At 65.7% G+C, this 19,296-nt stretch carries 18 protein-coding genes and 1 pseudogene; 8 read left to right on the forward strand and 11 right to left on the reverse strand.

The genetic code is table 11. From position 1 onward, the window contains the following. Both ACNJ7E_RS01765 and ACNJ7E_RS01770 read right to left on the reverse strand, forming a co-directional pair. The gene (locus ACNJ7E_RS01765) at positions 1-807 is read right to left on the reverse strand and encodes an MBL fold metallo-hydrolase (RefSeq protein ID WP_418338913.1); all 807 of its coding nucleotides are present in this window, start codon (positions 805-807) and stop codon (positions 1-3) included. After that, positions 804-1,592, reverse strand: a complete 789-nt coding sequence (locus tag ACNJ7E_RS01770) for an SRPBCC family protein (protein ID WP_418338914.1) — start codon at positions 1,590-1,592, stop codon at positions 804-806. Before ACNJ7E_RS01770 ends, ACNJ7E_RS01765 begins: the two co-directional genes overlap by 4 nt. Before the next feature lie 210 nt (positions 1,593-1,802). Between ACNJ7E_RS01770 and ACNJ7E_RS01775 the strand changes: the two genes are divergently transcribed. Further along, complete coding sequence (locus ACNJ7E_RS01775) at positions 1,803-2,261, forward strand: acyl-CoA thioesterase (protein WP_418338915.1); 459 nt, start codon at positions 1,803-1,805, stop codon at positions 2,259-2,261. 61 nt (positions 2,262-2,322) lie between these two features. Here the strand turns inward: ACNJ7E_RS01775 and ACNJ7E_RS01780 are convergent, their stop codons facing one another. Both ACNJ7E_RS01780 and ACNJ7E_RS01785 read right to left on the reverse strand, forming a co-directional pair. Further along, positions 2,323-3,870 carry a solute symporter family protein gene (locus ACNJ7E_RS01780; RefSeq protein WP_418338916.1) on the reverse strand — a complete coding sequence of 516 codons (1,548 nt, stop codon included), beginning with the start codon at positions 3,868-3,870 and terminating at the stop codon, positions 2,323-2,325. Further along, positions 3,867-4,238, reverse strand: coding sequence for a DUF485 domain-containing protein (locus ACNJ7E_RS01785; protein WP_418338918.1), 372 nt, complete (start codon positions 4,236-4,238; stop codon positions 3,867-3,869). The genes ACNJ7E_RS01780 and ACNJ7E_RS01785 overlap by 4 nt, the downstream gene beginning before the upstream one ends. Positions 4,239-4,482: 244 nt before the next feature. Between ACNJ7E_RS01785 and ACNJ7E_RS01790 the strand changes: the two genes are divergently transcribed. From ACNJ7E_RS01790 to ACNJ7E_RS01800, 3 genes are all read left to right on the forward strand, one after another. Next, positions 4,483-6,063: a class I adenylate-forming enzyme family protein gene (locus ACNJ7E_RS01790; RefSeq protein WP_418338919.1), complete on the forward strand. Its 1,581-nt coding sequence runs from the start codon at positions 4,483-4,485 to the stop codon at positions 6,061-6,063. Between the two features lie 83 nt (positions 6,064-6,146). Beyond that, entirely contained in the window at positions 6,147-7,259 is a 1,113-nt protein-coding gene (locus tag ACNJ7E_RS01795; protein WP_418338920.1) for an alcohol dehydrogenase catalytic domain-containing protein, read from the forward strand. Between the two features lie 9 nt (positions 7,260-7,268). After that, positions 7,269-8,753: an NAD-dependent succinate-semialdehyde dehydrogenase gene (locus ACNJ7E_RS01800; RefSeq protein ID WP_418338921.1), complete on the forward strand. Its 1,485-nt coding sequence runs from the start codon at positions 7,269-7,271 to the stop codon at positions 8,751-8,753. Positions 8,754-8,787: 34 nt separating this feature from the next. Here ACNJ7E_RS01800 and ACNJ7E_RS01805 read toward each other — a convergent pair whose 3' ends face one another. Then, positions 8,788-9,444 (reverse strand): TetR/AcrR family transcriptional regulator, encoded by a 657-nt coding sequence (locus ACNJ7E_RS01805; protein ID WP_418338922.1) that lies wholly within the window; start codon positions 9,442-9,444, stop codon positions 8,788-8,790. 94 nt (positions 9,445-9,538) lie between these two features. Here ACNJ7E_RS01805 and ACNJ7E_RS01810 point away from each other — a divergent pair, with 94 nt between their 5' ends. The 4 genes from ACNJ7E_RS01810 to ACNJ7E_RS01825 all read left to right on the forward strand — a co-directional run bounded on the left by ACNJ7E_RS01810 (position 9,539) and on the right by ACNJ7E_RS01825 (position 12,729). Next, positions 9,539-10,657, forward strand: coding sequence for an XdhC family protein (locus ACNJ7E_RS01810; RefSeq protein ID WP_418338923.1), 1,119 nt, complete (start codon positions 9,539-9,541; stop codon positions 10,655-10,657). A gap of 278 nt (positions 10,658-10,935) precedes the next feature. Further along, positions 10,936-11,496 carry an adenylate kinase gene (locus ACNJ7E_RS01815; protein ID WP_418338924.1) on the forward strand — a complete coding sequence of 187 codons (561 nt, stop codon included), beginning with the start codon at positions 10,936-10,938 and terminating at the stop codon, positions 11,494-11,496. Positions 11,497-11,539: 43 nt separating this feature from the next. Then, positions 11,540-12,244 carry a TetR/AcrR family transcriptional regulator gene (locus tag ACNJ7E_RS01820; RefSeq protein WP_418338925.1) on the forward strand — a complete coding sequence of 235 codons (705 nt, stop codon included), beginning with the start codon at positions 11,540-11,542 and terminating at the stop codon, positions 12,242-12,244. 122 nt (positions 12,245-12,366) lie between these two features. Further along, positions 12,367-12,729: a helix-turn-helix domain-containing protein gene (locus tag ACNJ7E_RS01825; protein ID WP_418338926.1), complete on the forward strand. Its 363-nt coding sequence runs from the start codon at positions 12,367-12,369 to the stop codon at positions 12,727-12,729. Between the two features lie 209 nt (positions 12,730-12,938). On the opposite strand, the pseudogene glpX reads toward ACNJ7E_RS01825, so the two are convergent. From glpX to ACNJ7E_RS01855, 6 genes and pseudogenes are all read right to left on the reverse strand, one after another. Next, positions 12,939-13,907 (reverse strand): annotated as a pseudogene (gene glpX / locus ACNJ7E_RS01830) (class II fructose-bisphosphatase); the annotation flags it as partial. A gap of 47 nt (positions 13,908-13,954) precedes the next feature. Then, on the reverse strand, positions 13,955-14,950 hold the full coding sequence (locus tag ACNJ7E_RS01835; protein WP_418338928.1) for a zinc-dependent alcohol dehydrogenase family protein: 996 nt from the start codon (positions 14,948-14,950) through the stop codon (positions 13,955-13,957). A 31-nt stretch (positions 14,951-14,981) separates the two neighbouring features. Beyond that, positions 14,982-16,073 (reverse strand): ABC transporter ATP-binding protein, encoded by a 1,092-nt coding sequence (locus ACNJ7E_RS01840; protein ID WP_418338929.1) that lies wholly within the window; start codon positions 16,071-16,073, stop codon positions 14,982-14,984. Between the two features lie 31 nt (positions 16,074-16,104). Beyond that, positions 16,105-16,992 carry a carbohydrate ABC transporter permease gene (locus tag ACNJ7E_RS01845; RefSeq protein ID WP_418338930.1) on the reverse strand — a complete coding sequence of 296 codons (888 nt, stop codon included), beginning with the start codon at positions 16,990-16,992 and terminating at the stop codon, positions 16,105-16,107. Beyond that, complete coding sequence (locus ACNJ7E_RS01850) at positions 16,992-17,939, reverse strand: carbohydrate ABC transporter permease (RefSeq protein WP_418338931.1); 948 nt, start codon at positions 17,937-17,939, stop codon at positions 16,992-16,994. Before ACNJ7E_RS01850 ends, ACNJ7E_RS01845 begins: the two co-directional genes overlap by 1 nt. Then, positions 17,936-19,246: an ABC transporter substrate-binding protein gene (locus ACNJ7E_RS01855; protein WP_418338932.1), complete on the reverse strand. Its 1,311-nt coding sequence runs from the start codon at positions 19,244-19,246 to the stop codon at positions 17,936-17,938. The genes ACNJ7E_RS01850 and ACNJ7E_RS01855 overlap by 4 nt, the downstream gene beginning before the upstream one ends. Between the last annotated feature and the right edge of the window lie 50 nt (positions 19,247-19,296).

Raw genomic sequence — 19,296 nt, forward strand, 5'->3', positions numbered from 1 at the left:
TCAGTTCTCCTTGGTGTAGACCCAGCGCGGTGCACCGTTGGTGGTGGTCAATCGTCCGGCTTGCATGCCGGGGAAGTGTGCGGCGAGGATGTCGGTGTCGGTGTCGGTGAATTCTCGGACGAAGTCGGCGCGGACGGTGGCGGCCGCGACGGAGTCGAAGTCGAAGGCGAAATGCCAGTGCGATTCGATGAGTTCGACTGGGGTGTGGGCGAGGTCGCCGATCAGTGCGGCACGCTGCCCCTCGCTGGAGATGATGAAGGTGGTCGATCCGGGGGTGTGGCCGGGGGTGTGCCGGGCGTCGAGTCCGGGGGCCAGAGTCTGGTCACCGGCGAAGAGTTCGAGCCGGCTTTCGAGCGGTTTGAGCTTGCGTACGGCGCCCGGTTCGGCGCCGGGGCTTTCGACGAAGTGCTCCCAGTCCAGCTTGTGCACCCGGTACGTTGCGTTCTCGAAGACGACGGCGCCCTTCTTCGTCGCCCATCCAACGTGGTCGAAATGCAGGTGCGTGAAGACCACATCGGTGATGTCGTCCGGATCCAGCCCGTGGGACTTGAGGCTTTCGAGGAACTGGCCGCCGCGGTACTTGCCGTTGTCGATCGTCCCGACACCGGCGTCGACGAGAATGTTTCGCTCGCCAGCTTGGAGGAGGTACCCGCCGACGGCGAGTTCGAGGTTTCCGTTCTCGGTGAGCAGTTCCGCGTGGTCGTCCCAGGGATCACCGGAGATCTCGGGCCGGAACAAAACTTCTCGGGGGTCCTCGTAGCCTGCGCCGTCGATAAGCGGCGTGAGAAGCAGCGAACCTATCTTCATCGGGTCTCCTCGGCGGTGCTTGCATAAGACGGGAAGACCGAGCCGGCATCGGCGAACGGTCGCTCGTGCCCGGTGCTGGTGGGAAAGATGAGGTTGATAGCGAGCGGAAGTCCGATACCCGCCGTCGGGTATCCGGCACCGAACGCAGCGGGCTGGAAGGCTGGTCCGCGTCCTCGCCCCTTTCGGGCGATCAGCGTGATCAGCGCGATTACAACCGCCAGCACTCCGGCGCCGGGCAACGCGTACTTCATCACGGTTCCGCTCATGCTGCCCATGACATCGAGCGGTTCGACCTCGTCGATCGTCTTGGGACGCACGGGTGCACTGGTGGAGCCGTCCGCGCCACCCACGATTTCCGCCTCGAGGTTCTTGGCGAACTGACCGAGGATCTTGTTGGACACATCAGCGATGACGCCGCGTCCGAAGCCCGCCGCACGCCCCGAGAGGGCGAGATCGGTGAGCACGTGGACAGCGGTGCCCGACCCTTGTTCGGAGAGGGTGGCGGTGATGGTGGCCTTGGCCCCGCCCTGGCCGCCCACGTCCTTGCCCTCGGCCGCGATGACGGCCCGGTAGCTGGCCGGATCCTTTTCGACGAACCGACCGGCGCCCTTGTACTGGGCCGAGACCGGGCCGACCTTGATCTTGACGGCGCCCTCGAATTCGTCGCCATCGAGGCTGAGGACCGCAGCCCCGGGCAGACAGGGGATCACCCGTCCGAGATCGAGGAGGGCGTCCCAGGTCTTGGCCACGGGAAGGTCCACGGAGAAGGTGTTGGTGAGTTCCACAAGAACCATCCTAACTAATAATCGTTAGTATCGAGAGTACGGAGCGTGCATCATGGTGTCAATGTTCAATCGGAACTCGCGGCGGTCGTTGCAATCACCGGGGCCGAAAAGGCACGATCGTCGTGCAATAGTTCATTGCCCCAACCTTTTTGGCGACCACGAGGATGTTCGTCGCGGTGCGATGGGCCCCACAGAAACGGAGTTCGAGAAATGAGCGCAACAGCAATCGACGTGCCGGAGCACCTGACGGTGGCGGACTTCGCGGTGCGCCGCGCGGCCACCACACGGTGGTCGGACAACGACATGTACGGCCATCTGAACAACGCGGTGTACTACCAGCTCTTCGATGCAGCGATCAACAGCTGGCTCATCGAGCAGTCCGGGTTCGACCCGGTCACCTCCCCCACCCTCGGTGTCGTTCTCGAGTCCGGATGCCGCTACTTCGAACAACTGGGTTTCCCCCAGGAGCTCGAGGTCGGAATTCGTGTGTCCCGGCTGGGCCGGACGAGCGTCACCTACGACCTCGGGCTCTTTCGTGCCGACGCGGCGAAAAACGCATCGGTCGCGGCACGGGGCCGGTGGGTGCATGTCTACGTCGACCGGGACACGCGGCGCCCGGTGCCGATCCCCGCCGAGCTGCGCCGACTGTTCGACGCGGTCGCTGGGTAGCGGAGGCAATCACGAGAGGGTTCTGTGGCTGCGGACTTCTCCGCAGCCACAGAACCGATTTCTAGGAGGTTTCGGCACCTAGCCCGACCTGGGAGCGGACCCGCAGCTCGGTGAAGGCACTGTCCTGTCGTGGGTCGGGTTTGCCGATAAGCGTTCCTATCCAGCAGGCCACGAATCCGACGGGAATCGATACCAGCACTGGGAAGGTCAGCGGGAAGGGGGCGCTCTCGGCGCCTCCCGGCCACACCTGGGGGCCGAGGATGATCAGGGCGACCGAGGTGAGCAGTCCGGCACCGATTCCGATCACCGCGCCGAGGGTATTGAAGCGCTTCCAGCTCAGGCTAAGTGCGAGTGCCGGGAAGTTTGCGCTGGCCGCGATCGACAGCGCCAATCCGACGAGGATGGCAACGTTGATGCCGGAACCAAGTAAGAGGGTCAACAGGATCGCGACGACTCCGACACTGCCCGCGGCGATTCTGGCGACGACGGCGCCTTCGCGTTCGGAGGCGGGTCGCCGTTTGACGACGTTGAACCACAGGTCGTGGGACAGCGCGCCCGAGGCGGAGAGCACCAGCCCGGCAACCACTGCGAGGATGGTGGCGAATGCGACGGCGCTGACCAGCGCGATGAAGACGTCGCCGCCGAAGCTTCCCTCCCCGCCGCCGAGGTATTGCGCGAGCAGTGGGGCGGTCAGATTTCCTCCAGCGGTGGCCTTTTCCGATCCGGGGGGAAGAATCGCGCGTGCTCCGTATCCGATGATAGAGGTCATGATGAAGAAGACGCCGATGATCCCGACCGCCCATCCGACCGAGCGTCGGGCGGCGCGCGCGTCGGGAACGGTGAAGAAGCGGATCAGAATGTGTGGAAGGGCCGCGGTGCCGATGGCGTAGGCCACCGCCGAGGACAGGGTGTTGAGCGGGTTCGCGCTCGACCCTCCGGGGGCCAGGTAGCCGTCGCCGCGGGGATGGTTGGCGGCGGCCGCTTCGAACAGGCTCAACGGGTTGAAGTTGAATTTCCACAGCACACCCACACACATCGCGCCGCCGACGATCAGCAGCAACGCGGCCTTGATGATCTGGACCCAGGTGGTCGCGAGCATGCCTCCGAAGACGACATAGAACAGCATCGCGACGCCCGTGATGATCACCGCAGGGGTGAAGTTCATTCCAGTGAGAGCTCGGATCAGCACGCCCGCACCAACGAGCTGGGCGATGAGGTAGAAGACGACCACCACCAGCGTGGCGAGTGAGGTGGCGGCCCGAACGGGGCGCTTGTTGAATCGGAAGGAGAGCACGTCGGCGATGGTGTATTGGCCGGCGTTGCGCATTTTTTCCGCGAACAGCAGCAGAATCAGTAGGAAGGCGAAGATCGCGGCCGTGGCCAGCACCCAGCCGTCGAATCCGGTGAGGAAGATCAGTCCGGTGAAGCCGAGGAAGGTGGCCGCGGACATCAGGTCCCCGGAGATGGCGAATCCATTCTGGACGCCGGTGACGCTGCGGCCGGCCGCGTAGAAGTCCGACTGGGTGCTCGTGCGGCGAGCGGCACAGAACGTGACGATGACCGTGATGGCGAGTACGGCGGCGAAGAAGAGCAGGCGGGTGAGGTTCATGCGCGGCCTTCCGGCGTGGGGGGATCTGAGATCGCATTCAGCGCTTCGTGTTCGAGCGGAACGAACGTCCGAGTCGATGCACGGAGGTAAGCCGCGGTGACAATCCAGACGAGCGCGAATTGCGACAGACCGAGGACATAGGCGACCGTGAGGCCCGGCAGCAGGACTTGCCCCATGAACTCGTGTGCGTAGGCGGTGAGCAACAGGAACGCACCGAACCACAGACCCGATCCGGCGAGAGCGGTTGTGACAAAGCGGGATCTGCGGTCCACTAGCTCATTGAAATGCGGTGATAGAGAGACCTTTTCAACGCTCAAATCGATGGGTGCATCCTGGGCACGCCGGGTGTTGGAGTAGTTCACTTCCATGGGCTTTCCTCTCGGGCGGGCCGCCGATATCGGCGCGCGGCAGGTACTAACTAATATGCGTTAGTATTATGTTGTGATCGTCCTCACGTCAAGATGCTCCGAGCCGACGTCGCCACACGCGCCGACCTTCCGTCAGGGCCGAGGGTCCGACGACAGATCGTCGCCCCGATTTCCGCATCCCCCTTCCCTCACCACCACCCGAGGACTACACTAACTAACAGTAATTAGTCTATCTGGAGGCATCGTGCTGCACACCGACGTGATCGCGCCCATCCCTCAACTGCTGGCCAAGCATGCGGCGGAACGGCCTGATCAGGTCGCTTTCCGCGACCCCGACAGGGCCGTGACCTACGCGGAACTCGACACGCGAACCGCGCATCTCGCAGGCCACCTTCTCGACCTCGGCATGATCCCCGGCGACCGGCTGCTGATGTATCTCGACAACTGCGTCGAAGTGGCCGAGGGATACCTGGTCGCTCCGCGAGCCGACATCGTGACCGTTTGCGCCAATCCGGGCGGAACGAGACACGAGTTCGAACACATCCTCACCGATTCCGACGCCACCGCCGTCCTCACCGACGATGCCCATCTGCCGACAATCCTCGAACTGATCGAGAACGACGAAGCCGGTACCTCGCCGGTACGAGTCGTCATCGTGACCGGTGCACGTGGTCACCACGGCTCCACGGCGGGCGTCAAAGTCGTCTACTACGACGAACTGCTGGCTGCGGCTCCTCGGCACACCGCACCCGATTCCACCGACCTCGACTCCTGGTGTTGGATGCTCTACACCTCCGGGACCACGGGCCGGCCGAAAGGGGTGCACCTTACCCAGCGCAGCTGCCTGTGGGTGGTCGGTGCGTGCTGGGTGCCGATCGCCGGACTGAGCAGTTCCGACGTGGTGCTCTCCGCCCTCCCCCTCTTCCACTCCTACGCCCTGGTGCTGTGCGTCCTGGGAGTCGCGGCCACCGGGGCCACGCAGCACCTCCTACCGAAGTTCTCCCCTACCCAGGTACTGCACGCACTCGCCGACGACGACATCACCTTCCTGCCCGGGGTGCCGACGATGTTCCGGTACCTGATGGACTCGACGACCGACCCCCGCCTCGACGCGCCGACGCTGAGACTGTGCGTCTCCGCCGGAGCGTTGATGGCCACCGCCCTCAACGAGGCATTCGAGGAGTTCGCCGCGGTACCGTTGCTGGACGGATACGGCATCACCGAAACCTCCACCATGGTGACGATGAACTCACCGACCGGAGGCAGAGTCCCCGGCTCGTGCGGCCTACCCCTTCCCGGCCTGACCGTCCGCCTCATCGACCCGGCGACCGGAACCGACGCCGCCCCCGGCGATGAGGGTGAACTGTGGGTGCAGGGCCCCAACGTGATGCAGGGCTACCACAACCTGCCGGACCCGACCGCCGAGGTACTGACCCACGGCTGGTACCACACCGGGGACCTGGCCCGCCGCGACGACAACGGATTCCTCCGCATCAGCGGGCGGATCAAGGAACTGATCATCCGCGGCGGCGAGAACATCTACCCCGCCGAGATCGAGGACGTCCTCATCGCATGCGACAGTGTGGCCGACGCAGCCGTCGTCGCCGCACCCCATGACGCACTCGGTGAGGTCCCCATCGCGTTCGTTGTCGCCGCGACCGACACCGGCATCGACGAGGACGAACTGCGCGCGCGCTGCGCAACGGCGTTGTCCTACTTCAAGGTGCCGACCGAATTCATCGCGGTGCCCGCGATCCCGCGCACCGGGTCGGGGAAGATTCAGCGCCATCGGCTGCACCGACCGGCACCGACCGCCAGCAAGTAGTGCACCGCATTTCGCTCACACCAGCCCTGTCACCGGAGCGCGCCGAGCGCAGCTGCCAGACGGCCCAGGAAGGGAACCACACGATGAAAATTCACGGAGCAGTCCTCGAGGCGAGCGGCCGCCCACGCCCCTACGCGGACTCCACACCGATCACAATCGCCGAACTCGACCTCGACGAACCCGGGCCGGGCGAGGTCCTCGTCCGGATCGAGGCCGCCGGGATCTGCCACTCCGATCTGTCGGTCGTCGACGGCAACCGTCCGCGGCCGGTCCCGATGCTGCTCGGGCACGAAGCGGCCGGGCGGGTCGAACGGCTCGGCGAGGGTGTATCGGAACTGAGTGTCGGTCAGCGCGTGGTCATGGCCTTCCTGCCCCGCTGCAATGACTGCGCCGGATGCCGGACCGACGGCAAACTCCCCTGCTCCCCCGGCAGCGCCGCGAACAACGCCGGCACCCTGCTCGGTGGCGGAATCCGCCTGCACCGCGACGGCGTCGACGTCAAGCACCATCTCGGCGTCTCCGGCTTCGCCACCCACGCGGTCGTCGATCACCATTCCGTGGTTCCCGTCGGCGACGACGTGCCACCCGAGATCGCTGCCGTGCTCGGCTGCGCTGTGCTGACCGGCGGCGGTGCCGTCATCAATGCCGGCCACCCGCAGCCCGGACAGACCGTGATGGTCGTCGGGCTCGGTGGTGTCGGGATGGCGGCCCTGATCACCGCCCTGTCCCTCGGCGAGGGCGAGGTCATCGGAGTCGACTTCAACGCCGACAAGCTCACCCAGGCAACGAAGTTGGGTGCATCGGCGACCTACACCCCACACGAGGTCGCCGAGCTGAACATTCAGGCGCCGATCGTCATCGAGGCGGCCGGGCACCCGAGCGCCTTCGAAACCGCCGTCAACGCCACCGCCGCCGGCGGAACCACCGTCACCGTCGGACTCCCGGCACCGGACGCCCGGTCCACCATCTCCCCCCTGGGGCTGGTGGCCGAGGCGCGGACCGTCATCGGCAGCTACCTCGGTTCGGCGGTACCGGCCCGCGATATCCCGCTCTATGCGCAGCTGTGGCGTGAAGGAAAACTCCCGGTCGAGAAGCTGATCTCGTCCCGGATCGCCCTGTCGGACATCAATTCCGCGATGGACCAGCTTGCCGACGGCAACGCCATCCGGCAAGTCATCGTTTTCGACGAGAAGTGAGGAATCATCTTGACCACCACCACCGCTCGAACACCCCGGCAGCTGCTGCTCGAGACCGTCCCGACCGGACTGTATCTCGGCGGCCAGTGGCGCCCGTCCGGCTCGGGTAACACGTTCCCGGTGCATGATCCGGCGACCGGCCGGGAACTCGCCGTCGTGGCCGATGCCACGGTCGCCGACGGGGCCGCCGCCCTCGACGCCGCGGCAACGGCCCAGAAGGCGTGGGCGCGCACCGCCGCCCGCGAGCGCGCCGAACTTCTCCGGTCCGCGTTCGACGCGGTGATCGCCCGAGCCGACGACTTCGCGCTACTGATGACCCTGGAAATGGGCAAGCCGCTCGCCGAGGCACGCGGCGAGGTGACCTACGGCGCCGAGTTCCTCCGGTGGTTTTCCGAGGAGGCCGTCCGGGTGTCGGGCCGATACGCGGCGGCGCCCGACGGGAAGACGCGGCTGCTGGTCCACAAGCGTCCCGTGGGCCCGTGCCTGTTCATCACTCCGTGGAACTTTCCGTTGGCCATGGCGACCCGCAAGATCGCCCCGGCGATCGCGGCCGGCTGCACCATGGTGGTCAAACCCGCCACCCTGACGCCGCTGACCACGCTGTTGTTGGCGCAGGTCCTCGACGAGGTCGGGCTGCCGGCCGGGGTGCTCAATGTCATCCCCACCTCACGGGCTGGAGCGGTCACCGGGCCGCTCATCGCAGACCCCCGGCTGCGCAAGCTTTCGTTCACCGGATCGACCGAAGTCGGCCGGCGACTGCTCGCGGACTCGGCCCAGCAGGTCCTGCGCACCTCCATGGAACTCGGCGGCAATGCGCCCTTCCTCGTCTTCGCCGATGCCGACATCGACGCCGCCGTCGAGGGCGCCGTGGCCGCGAAGATGCGCAACATGGGCGAAGCCTGCACCGCGGCCAATCGGTTCATCGTGCACGAATCTGTCGCGGACGAGTTCGCGGCCAAGCTCGCCGACCGGTTGGGTCGTCTAGTCGTCGGACCGGGCATCGAGGCGGACTCCCAGGTCGGCCCGCTGATCGACCAGGATTCCCGGGACAAGGTCCACGCCCTCGTCGAGGACGCGGTACAGACCGGCGCGTCGATCGTCACCGGCGGCGCCCCGGTGCCCGGCGACGGATTCTTCTACTGCCCGACCGTGCTGACCGGGGTGACCGCGGATGCGCGGATCCTCCACGAAGAGGTCTTCGGGCCCGTTGCTCCGATCACGACCTTCCGCGACGAAGACCAGGCCGTCGACATCGCCAACAACACCGACTACGGACTGGTTGCGTACGTCTACACCCGTGATACCGCCCGCACCCTCCGCATGAGCGAGGAACTCGAGACCGGGATGCTCGGAATCAATGTCGGTGTCGTGTCCAACCCGGCCGCACCGTTCGGCGGAGTCAAGCAGTCGGGTCTCGGCCGTGAAGGCGGCTTCGAGGGGATCGACGAGTATCTCGAGACTCGGTACGTCGGGGTCGCAGACCCGTATGCCTGACCGGGCATGCAGGAAGCCGGTTGCCGCCGCCTCGTCAGCGGGCGGCGGCCCGCTTCCGTGTCCCGCTACGGCGAGTGGCCGACGCCCGTTTGGCGCCCACCAGACTCAAGGCGTACTCGCTGTACTGCCGGGCCACCTCCTGCGCGGTCAGCTCACCACCCTCGTGAAACCAGCGGGCGATGCTCACACACATCTCCCGAATCGCGAACGAGGCGAGCTTGGGAGTCTCGACGACGAACACGCCGGCCTCCTGGCCGTCGACGATGATCTGGCGGAACGCCCGCTCGTGGTCCCGGCGAATCTGTTGCGCACTGGTGCGCTCGGGCTCGTCCAGGCTCGACGAATCCTGATTGACCACTAACGCCTCCCGGGGATGGGTGGCATGGTGCAGCGCATACACCTCGGTCGCCGCGCGCAGCCGTTCCACCGGATCCTCGACCTCGGCGAGCACCCGGTCGAAGTCCGCCACCACACGGTCGAGGGTGCCGAGGACGATCTCGCGCAACAGCGAACTCTTCGACTCCATGTGGTTGTAGAGGCTCGGTGTCCGAATGTTGAGGCGCTCCGCAACCTGCTTGAGCGAGGTGCCGTGGTAGCCGCGTTCGGCGAACAGTGTCAATGCTGCATCGAGCACGTCCGCACGAGTGACGGACGGCGCGGATGCCGAACGCTTGTCGATGTAGTCGGTCATGGGCCCCATCTTCTCAGTCGCCGAAACCGGGCGTGCTCGCCCATAAAACGAATGTTAATTAGTTTAGGTCAGTGTTTCACCTGGGAGGTATCGCATGCGCGAGATTCTCGATCAACTCGTCAGCTGGGCCGGCGAGGGAACCCGCTACGCGGTCGCCACCGTGGTGCGCACGTTTGGTAGCGCTCCACGAGGACCCGGCGCCGCCATGGCCGTGTCCGAGACGGGCACGGTGGTCGGGAGCATCTCCGGCGGATGCGTGGAAGCAGCTATCGTCGACATCGCCCACGATGTCATCGCGACGGGGCAGTCGTCCTACCAACGATTCGGTGTCTCCGACGACGACGCCTTCGCCGTCGGCTTGACCTGCGGCGGCACCATCGAAGTCATGGTCAGCCCGCACACCCCCGAACTCGGACAGATGCTCAAGTGGATGCGGCAGAGGGCAGCGACGCACACACCCGCGGCCCTCGCCGTCACCCTCGAGGGCCCCCACCCCACATACCTGTTCTACGACGGCACTCTGCACGGATCCACGGGCGAGGCCGACCTCGACCGTGCCGTCGAGATCCGGATGGCCGGCATGCTGGACGCCGGCGCCACCGCGGTTGCCGAATGCCGCGCCGGCGACCACTGCCAGTCCGCCGTGCGACTCTTCGTCCACAGTTTCGCCCCACCGCCGCGCATGGTCGTCTTCGGGGCGATCGACTTCGCCCGCGCCGTCATCCAGGTCGGCAAACTCCTGGGCTACGTCGTCACCCTGTGTGACGCTCGACCGGTCTTCGCCACCCGTGCACGGTTTCCCGAGGCGGACGAGATTGTCGTGGACTGGCCACACCGGTACCTGGAATCACAGCACCTCGATACCCGGTCAGCGATCTGCGTGCTGACCCATGATGAGAAGTTCGACATACCGCTGCTCGAACGGGCTCTACGTCTCGAGGTGGGGTACGTGGGAGCAATGGGCTCCCGCCGAACGTGCCACAACCGCGAACAGCAGCTGCGACTGCTCGGTCTCACCGACACAGAACTCGATCGACTGCACGCACCGATCGGACTCGATATCGGCGGCCGGACGCCCACGGAAACCGCAATCTCCATCGCAGCGGAAATCATCGCCGCTCGCGAACACCGGCCAGGTCATCCACTGCGGGAAGGCCTTTCGTCGATCCACACCCCGGTTCGCGAGGCGATGACCGCGGGGCCGCGTCTATGAAGGACATTCCAGCCCGGCCCGGTCCGGGCATGGTCCCATCACGGAGTGCCGCGACCGCGCCCTCGGTTGATATCAACACTGCGCGCACGACCGCCACTCAGCAGGACAGGAGCCGTGCACTAGGTCTGGCGCAGGCGCGCTGGACGGGTGGAGCGCCTGACGGTAGGCTAACTACCATTAGTACGTTCCCTCTCGGTCGCCCAACCCGGCGAGGCCCCTCATCCATGCCGCGGTTTTATCAACGATGCACTGCCACTCCCACCACGAAGGGTCAGCGAATGCGACTTGTCCTCATTGGTCCACCCGGCGCCGGAAAAGGCACGCAAGCGCAGTTGCTCTCCGAACGCCTCGGGGTGCCGCACATTTCTACGGGTGAGCTGTTTCGCACTCATATCCGACAGGAGACGACTCTGGGTAGGCAGGCCAGTCGCTACCTGGATGCCGGTGAACTCGTTCCGAGTTCGTTGACCATCGACATGGTCCGCGATCGTCTCGCCCAGCAGGACACCGAGATTGGATTCTTGCTCGACGGGTTCCCACGGTCGCTCGACCAAGCGGAAGCACTAGGCGACATGTTGGCGCAGGACGGCCGGACACTCAACGCCGTCCTCTCCTTCGAGATCAGCGACGAGTTGGTCATCGAACGCATGCTGGCACGAGGGCGGCCCGACGATTCTGAGCACGTCATTCAGAACCGCCTGCGCGTGTACGCGGAAGAGACGACCCCACTGCTCGATTACTACTCGGACCACATCATCGCAGTTGACGCGTCCGGCGAGGTAGATCACGTGAACCGTGACGCCCAGCAGAAGCTTCGCGACGTAGCGCACTCCCGCTGATCCGACCATGTCTGGATCCGTGAAGCCGGGAGAGGACGACAACATGACGCGTCGAGTGCAGGTGCGGTCGGCCCCTCCTCGGTCGGTCACGAAAGCGGATGTCTTGGAAGCCGCACTGACGCTCTTCGCCGAACGGGGGTACCACGGCACTTCACTGAAGGAAGTAGCGGAGGAACTAGGCATTCGAACCCCCAGCCTCTACAACCACATGGAGTCGAAGAACGCCTTGTTGAGGCAGATCGTGCTCCAGACACTCCACCAAGTGGTCGACGACTTCGAGTATGTGCTGGCGCAGACCAGCGATCCGACTCAGCGTTTGCGGGCGGCAACGGCTGTCTATGCGTACCGGCACGCCACCCACCGGCGCGAGGCACTGGTGGTCAATCACGAGGCGGTTCATTTGGAGGATCCCGATTGGACGGGAGCGCACGATATCCGACGTCAGCATGAGCACGGGTTTCGCCAATTGATTGCTGATGGGTGCGCTGCAGGTGTTTTCACGGTCGATTCGCCGAAGGTGGCATCGTTTGCGATTCGTGAGATGTGTGTGTCGATCGCTCGATGGTTTCGCGCCGACGGGCCTTTGTCAGCGGTAGATGTGGCCGAACAGTACAGCGCGTTCGCGCTGAGCATTGTCGGTGTCGACACAGCAGCTTCGCGGCCGGCTCCGCTGGCTCAGTCGCTGATTGATGGTGCGCATCTCCCTTCGCGTTGTCCTCTGGGACGAATCGAGGATCCGACGGCCTGAGCGGCGGCGGCGTGGACCCTAAAAGGAGTCCACGTCCGCCATCGTCCATTCCGTTGTGGCTCAGCGTCCATGCGGTGGGCTCGCCAGGGTGTCCTCCTCCCGCCGCTCGACCGTCTCAGGCGGTGGAGGGCAGTCGGACACCGCCGTCTGCCCGTGCCGACCGGAAGAGCTACGCCGCCGCCCGCCTCGACCGTGGCTACGCGGACCAGAGGGCTATCGACGCCGCTTTCTCCGGCATCCCAGGACGGCGACCGACATCGGCGCCGCCCCCTCCCAAGGGGCTGAGCAACGAAAGCCTCGACCTCGTCCGGCACGCACTGGCAGGTGGGGAAGAACTCTCCGCGACCGTCTGCGGCGAGGCCACCGGCATGGCCCGCTCCACCGTCCGCCGCTACCTCGAATACCTCGTGGAAACTGGGGAAGCCAAAGTTCGGCACAAATACGGTGGCGGCCGACCCGAACGGCTCTACCAGGTAGCCCTCTGACGACAACGGTGGCAAGACAAGTCAACTACTGTCGGCGAGTTCGGGTGCACGACAGTCGCTGTCGACTCCGCTGACGCCGACGACGGTGACATACGTTCGAGAAGAGGGACAACGTTCTGTCTTCCATCAACGTGGTAGGACGCGATGCCGGAAACCCTCTGATTCGCGCGTCTCAGCGGCCGGGAGAGCGGTGTCGTCGATCACTCACGGCGGTATTGGGAGTCGATGGTTCGGACGGTGCCCGACTTTGCGCGCATGACAATGGATTGCGTGGTGACAACGCCCGGGGTGTAGCGCACGCCGCGCAGTAGGTCGCCGTCCGTGATTCCGGTGGCGGCGAAGAAGACGTTCTCCCCACCGACGAGGTCTTCGGTGGTCAGTATTCGGTCGAGGTCGATTCCGGCAGCTTCGGCCCGGCACTTTTCGTTCTCATCGACCGGAGCGAGGCGACCTTGGATGGCGCCGCCCATGCACCGGATCGCGGCGGCGGTGATGATGCCCTCGGGGGTGCCGCCGGTGCCGATCATCATGTCGGTCCCCGATCCGGGACGGCACGCTGCGATCGCGCCTGCGACGTCGCCGTCGGCGATCAGGCGAATGCGGGCTCCTGCGCCGCGGACCTCGGCGATCAGTCCCTGATGGCGGGGGCGATCGAGGATGCAGACGGTCAGGTCGGCTGTGCTGACGCCGCGGGCGATGGCGAGGCGGTAGATGTTGTCGGCGACGGGGGCGGTGATGTCGATGAGGTCGGCGGCCTCTGCTCCGACGACGATCTTGTCCATGTAGAACACCGCGGAGGGATCGAACATGGCCCCGCGTTCGGCGACGGCGAGCACGGAGATGGCGTTGGGGATGCCTTTGGCCATCAGGGAGGTGCCTTCGACCGGGTCGACGGCGACGTCGCAGGCGGGCCCGGTGCCGGTTCCGACGTGTTCGCCGTTAAACAGCATTGGTGCTCGGTCCTTCTCGCCTTCCCCGATCACCACCACCCCGGTCATCGAGACGGTGGAGAGGAGTTGGCGCATGGCGTCGACGGCGGCGCCGTCGCCGCGTTCCTTCTCACCGCGTCCGACCCAGCCGGAGGCGGCGAGCGCGCCTGCTTCGGTGACGCGGACGAGTTCCATGGCGAGGTTGCGGTCCGGGATCAGTCCGGTGGTGGCGGTATCGGCGAGAGTCATGCTCGGGTTTCCTTTGTCGGATGCGGGACCGGGTGCGGGAGGGTTCGTCAGGATCGGGTGATCTGGGTCTTGATGCCTTCGCCGCGGCGGACCAGGTCGATGGCCTTGTCGATGTCGGGCAGCGGAACTCGGGCGGTGACCAAGGCTTCGCCGTCGATCACGCCCGCGGCGAGGGCCTGTGCGGCGCGGCCGAAGGTGTGTTGCAGGGATTGGGATCCGGTGATGGTCAGTTCCTTGGCGAAGATGTCGTATGGGGACACCTGCGCGGTCGTGTCGGGGCTCGAGACGCCGAACACGTGGAATCGGCCCGCCGAGCGCACGGCGTTCAGGCCGGCGTGGAAGCCGCCGACCGATCCGGTGGCCTCGACGACGAGATCCCAGCCCCCCGGTTGGTTGAGGTTGCCGATGTCGGCGGCGGTGCGGTGTGCACCGAAATGCCGGGCACGCGAGTGGCGCTCGGGATTGCGGTCGACGACGTCGACGCGTGCTCCGGACGCGGTGAGGAGTTGGCTGAGGATCAGTCCGGTCGGGCCGGCGCCGAGGACCAGGGCGGTGTCGCCGGGATGGATGGGCCCGATCCGGTCGAGTGCGTGCAGCACGCAGGACAGCGGCTCGACCAGCGTGGCCCACTTGCGGGGAACGGCGGGGGGCAGCGGCTGGGCGTCGACCGCCCGCACCCGGACGTATTCGGCGAAACCACCGGGCAGGGTGACCCCGTAGCCCTGCCAGTTCGCGCACAAATTCGTGCGTCCGGCGCGACACTGCCGGCAGTGGCCGCACTCGACGACGGGGTCGACGACGACGAATGCGCCCTCCTCGAGGTGCCGTGCGTCGGCGCCGCGGGCGACGACCGTCCCGGCGATTTCGTGTCCGGGCACGATCGGGAGCCGCGCCGCGGGGTAGTCCCCGTCGATGATGTGCAGGTCGGTGCCGCAGACACCGCAGCTGTCGACCTGGACGATGACGTCGGCCGGTCCGGGGGTCGGGTCGTCGACGGTGGTCAACGTCAACGCCCCGGTGCCGTCCGCGATGGCTGCGCGCACTGTCGTGTCTCCTGTCTGAGGGGTTCGGGGATCAGTTGCCGATGCGGTCGCCGCTGACCGGGTGGAACAGATGCACCGGTCCGGCACTAGTGCGCAGTCCGATGGTGTCGGCGAGGCGGGCCGGGGCCCGTCCGGGGGCGCGCGCGACCAGGGACAGCGCATCGTGACCGGCACCGACGTGGGCGTACACGTAGGATTCGCTGCCGAGTTCTTCAACGAGGTCGACCACGGCACGGATGCCGTCGGCTTCGCCGGCGAGTTCGAGTTGCTCGGGGCGGATCCCCACGGTGACGGTGTCGAGGCCCAGTTTGGCGACCTCGGCGAGTTGGTCGCGTTCGACCTTCAGGGTCGATGACCCCACCTGGACCCCGCCGGTGGTGATGGGTGCGGTGATCAGGTTCATCGCGGGCGAGCCGATGAATCCGGCGACGAAGGCGTTGACCGGCTTGTCGTACAGCTCGGTCGGCGAGGAGAACTGCTGCAGAACACCGTTCTTCAACACGGCAACGCGGTCGCCCATGGTCATTGCCTCGACCTGGTCGTGGGTGACGTAGACGGTGGTGGCGCCCAGACGCCTTTGCAGGGCAGCGATTTGGGTGCGTGTTTGCACCCGCAGTTTCGCATCGAGGTTCGACAGCGGTTCGTCCATGCAGAACACCTGCGGTTCGCGGACGATGGCCCGCCCCATCGCCACCCGCTGCCGCTGCCCGCCGGACAGCTTGGCGGGTTTGCGGTCGAGGTACTCGGTCAGGTCGAGCATCCGGGCGGCCTCGGCGACACGCTTCTTACGCTCCTCGACCCCGACACCCTGCATCTTCAGGGCGAAGCCCATGTTCTCCCCCACCGTCTTGTTCGGGTAGAGGGCGTAGTTCTGGAAGACCATCGCGATGTCCCGGTCGCGGGGGGCGACCCCGCGCATGTCCTTGCCGTTGATGGCGATGTTGCCGGAGTCGATGTCCTCGAGGCCGGCGAGCATTCGCAGGGCGGTGGACTTGCCGGATCCGGAAGGGCCGACGAGGACGACGAATTCACCGTCTTCGATCTGCAGGTCGAGGTTGTCGACGGCGAGGGTGCCGGCGCCTTCGTAGATGCAGGAGGCCTGCTTGTAGTCGATGGTGGCCATGGGATTTCTCCTGACAGGAAAGGTGTGTGGGTTATTTGATGGCGCCGAAGGACAGGCCGCGCACGAGCTTGTTCTGCGCGAACCATCCGGCGAGGATGACGGGGAGAGCGGCCATGGTCGCGGCGGCGGACAGCCGCGCCCAGTACAGGCCTTCGCCGGTGATGAAGCCGACCAGGAATACCGGAACCGTCTGCGCCTGCACGGCGGTGAGGTTGACGGCAAAGAAGAATTCATTCCACGAGAAGATCACGCAGATCAGGGCGGTGGCCGCGATGCCCGGGGAGACGATCGGCAAGATCACTTCGCGCACCGACGTCCACAGGCTGGCTCCGTCCATGCTGGCGGCCTCGAGCAGTTCGCCGGGGACTTCGAGGAAGAACGAGCGCATCATCCATACCGCGATGGGCAGGTTCATGGCGGTGTAGAGGATCACCAGGGTCCAGATGTTGTCGAGCATCCCGATGTCGTTGACGATTACGTACAGCGGGATGATCGCGGCGACCACCGGAAGCATCTTGGTGCTGATGAAGAAGAACAGGGCGTCCTTGGTGCCCTTGACCGGGTGCAGCGACAGCGCGAACGCGGCTGGGACACCGAGCAACAGCACCAGAACGGTGGAGACGGCGGTGGCGAACACCGAGTTCAGCACCGCGGTGCCCAGCCCGCTGTCGAAGACGGCCCGGAACTGGTCGAGGGTCGGGGTGAACAGCAGCTTCGGGGGGTCGGTGTAGGCGTCGGTTTCCTGCTTGAACGCCGTGAGGACCATCCAGAAGACAGGGAAGAAGAACCCCAGGCCGGCGATCCAGGCAACGACGCTCCAGGGGGAGAACTTCGTGTGCTTCTTCGGCGCCTTCCGGGCGGTGGCGCTGGGCGTGCCCTGGCCAGTGGTGGTATGGGGCCGGGTCAGTGCGGTACTCATCAGGCTGCCTCTTCCTTTCCGGTGAAGCTGGTGAAGATCAATCGCAGGGCCAGGGTGGAGACGGCGATGGTGGCGATGACGGTGACCACACCCATGGCGGCGGCCTGGCCGATGTCGAAGCCGAGGAACGCTCGTTGATAGATGTAGAACGGCAGGTTCGAGCTGGCGACACCCGGTCCGCCCTGGGTCATCATGTAGACCGCGTCGAACGTGTTGACCAGGTAGATCGCGCCGAGGACGGCACCGAGTTCGATGAACCGCCGCAGGTGCGGGAGGGTAATCTCGCGGAACAGCTGGAAGGCGTGGGCGCCGTCGACCCGGCCGGCCTCGAGGATGTCGCGGGGCATCGACTGCAGTCCGGCGAGGATCAGCAGCATCATGAACGGGGTCCACTGCCAGATCAGGTCGGTCATCACCGCGGCCATCGGGAATCGGCTGACCCAGTCGATCTGCCCGACCCCGAACGGGGAGAGAACGAAGTTGATGATGCCGAAGACCGGGTCGAACATCGAGGTCTTCCACACCAGTGCGGCAGCGACGGGGGTGACCAGGAAGGGGGTGATCAGCAGGGTGCGGACGATTCCCCGGCCGAGGAAGGCTCGGTCGAGCAGTAGCGCCAGCAGCAACCCGAGGATCACCGAGATGATCACGGTGCCGACGATCATGATGACGGTGTTGACGGCGACAGTTCGGAACTGGGCGTCCTGGAAGACGTCGATGTAGTTGTTGAGCCCGTTGAACTCTCGAGAACCCGGGCGCACCAGGTTCCACGACTGCGTCGAGTAGTACAGGGTGAACAGGAAGGGCACCTGGGTGATGACGATCATGAAGATCAGCGCCGGCAGCAACGGTCCGCGGCGGCGCCATCCCTCGGCGCGGCTCACTGACGGCTTCTGGTGTGCCCGGACCTGTGAGGTGCCGGGGCGGGGTGTGGCGATCGTGGTCATCGTCCCTCCTCCTGATAGGTCTTGCCGACCACCTCGGCGTATTGCTGGGCCTGGTCGAGTGCGTCGTCGACGCTGGTGCGGCCGGCGATCGCGGCACTGATCTGCTGGCTGACCCGGGTGCCGAGGTCCTGGAACTCGGGGATGGTGAGGAACTGGACGCCGGTGTAGGGCACCGGTTGCACGGTCGGATGCTGGGAGTCGGCGTTGTTGATCGACTCGAGGGTGATCGGCCCGTAGGCGGAGCTGATCTCGTCGTACTGCGGGATCTGATAGGTCGAGTTCCGGCTGCCAGGCGGGACCCGTTCCCAGCCGAGGTCGGCGCCGACCTTCTCGATGTACTGCTTGTTCGTCATCCAGGACACGAACTTCCAGGCGGCGTCCTTCTGATCACTCGATTCCGGGATGCCGAGGGACCAGGTGTAGAGCCACCCGGGGTTCTCCTTGACCTTCATCGGGGCGGTGGCGTAGCCGACCTTGCCGACGACCTGGCTCGATTCGGGGCTCTCGACGGTGTTCACGGCGGAGGTGGCGTCGTACCACATCGCGGTGTGCCCCTGCGCGAACTGCGTGGCACACTCACTGAAACCGCTTGTCGCAGGACCCGGTTCACCGTACTCGCGGACCAGGTCGACGTAGAACTGGACCGCCTCCTTCACCTCGGGGCTGGTGAGCTGGGCGTTCCAGTTCTCGTCGAACCAGCGGCCGCCGAAGGTGTTGATCACCGTGTCCAGTGGGGCGAGGACCTCACCCCAGCCGGGCTTGCCGCGCAGGCAGATTCCGGTCATGTCGTTGTCGGAGTCGTCGAACTGCTGCGCCCAGCCGGCCACCTGCTCCCAGGTCGGGTTGTCCGGCACGGTGATCCCGGCCTGGTCGAACAGGTCCTTGCGGTACATCAGGAACGACGACTCACCGTAGAACGGAACCGAATACATGTCCCCCTGGTAGGACAGGGCGTCCTTGATGGAGGGGATGAAGTCGTCCTGGTCGTAGCCATCGGTCTTGGCGATGTACGGGGCGAGGTTGGTCAGCCACCCGTTCTCCGCCCATTGCGGGGTTTCGTAGTTGCTGATCATCGTGACGTCGAACTCCCCGCCGCCGGTGGCGGTGGAGGCGGTGATCTTCGCGCGGGCCTCGTTCTCGGGCAGGGTCACGAATTTCAGATGGATGCCCGGGTTTTCGGCTTCGAACTGTTCGGACAACTTGATGGCGTCCTGCATCTGGGGGTTGGACACCATCGCGATGGTGACGGTGTCACCGCCGGAGCTGCCGAGCGATCCCGCTCCGGCACATCCGGACGGCGCTGTCACGTTGCTGAACGCGGCAAACTGGGAGCTGGGAGAATGTGGCGTGACCACCC

The sequence above is a fragment of the Rhodococcus mengyinensis genome (assembly GCF_048381435.1).
Lineage (GTDB): Bacteria > Actinomycetota > Actinomycetes > Mycobacteriales > Mycobacteriaceae > Rhodococcus_F > Rhodococcus_F opacus_D.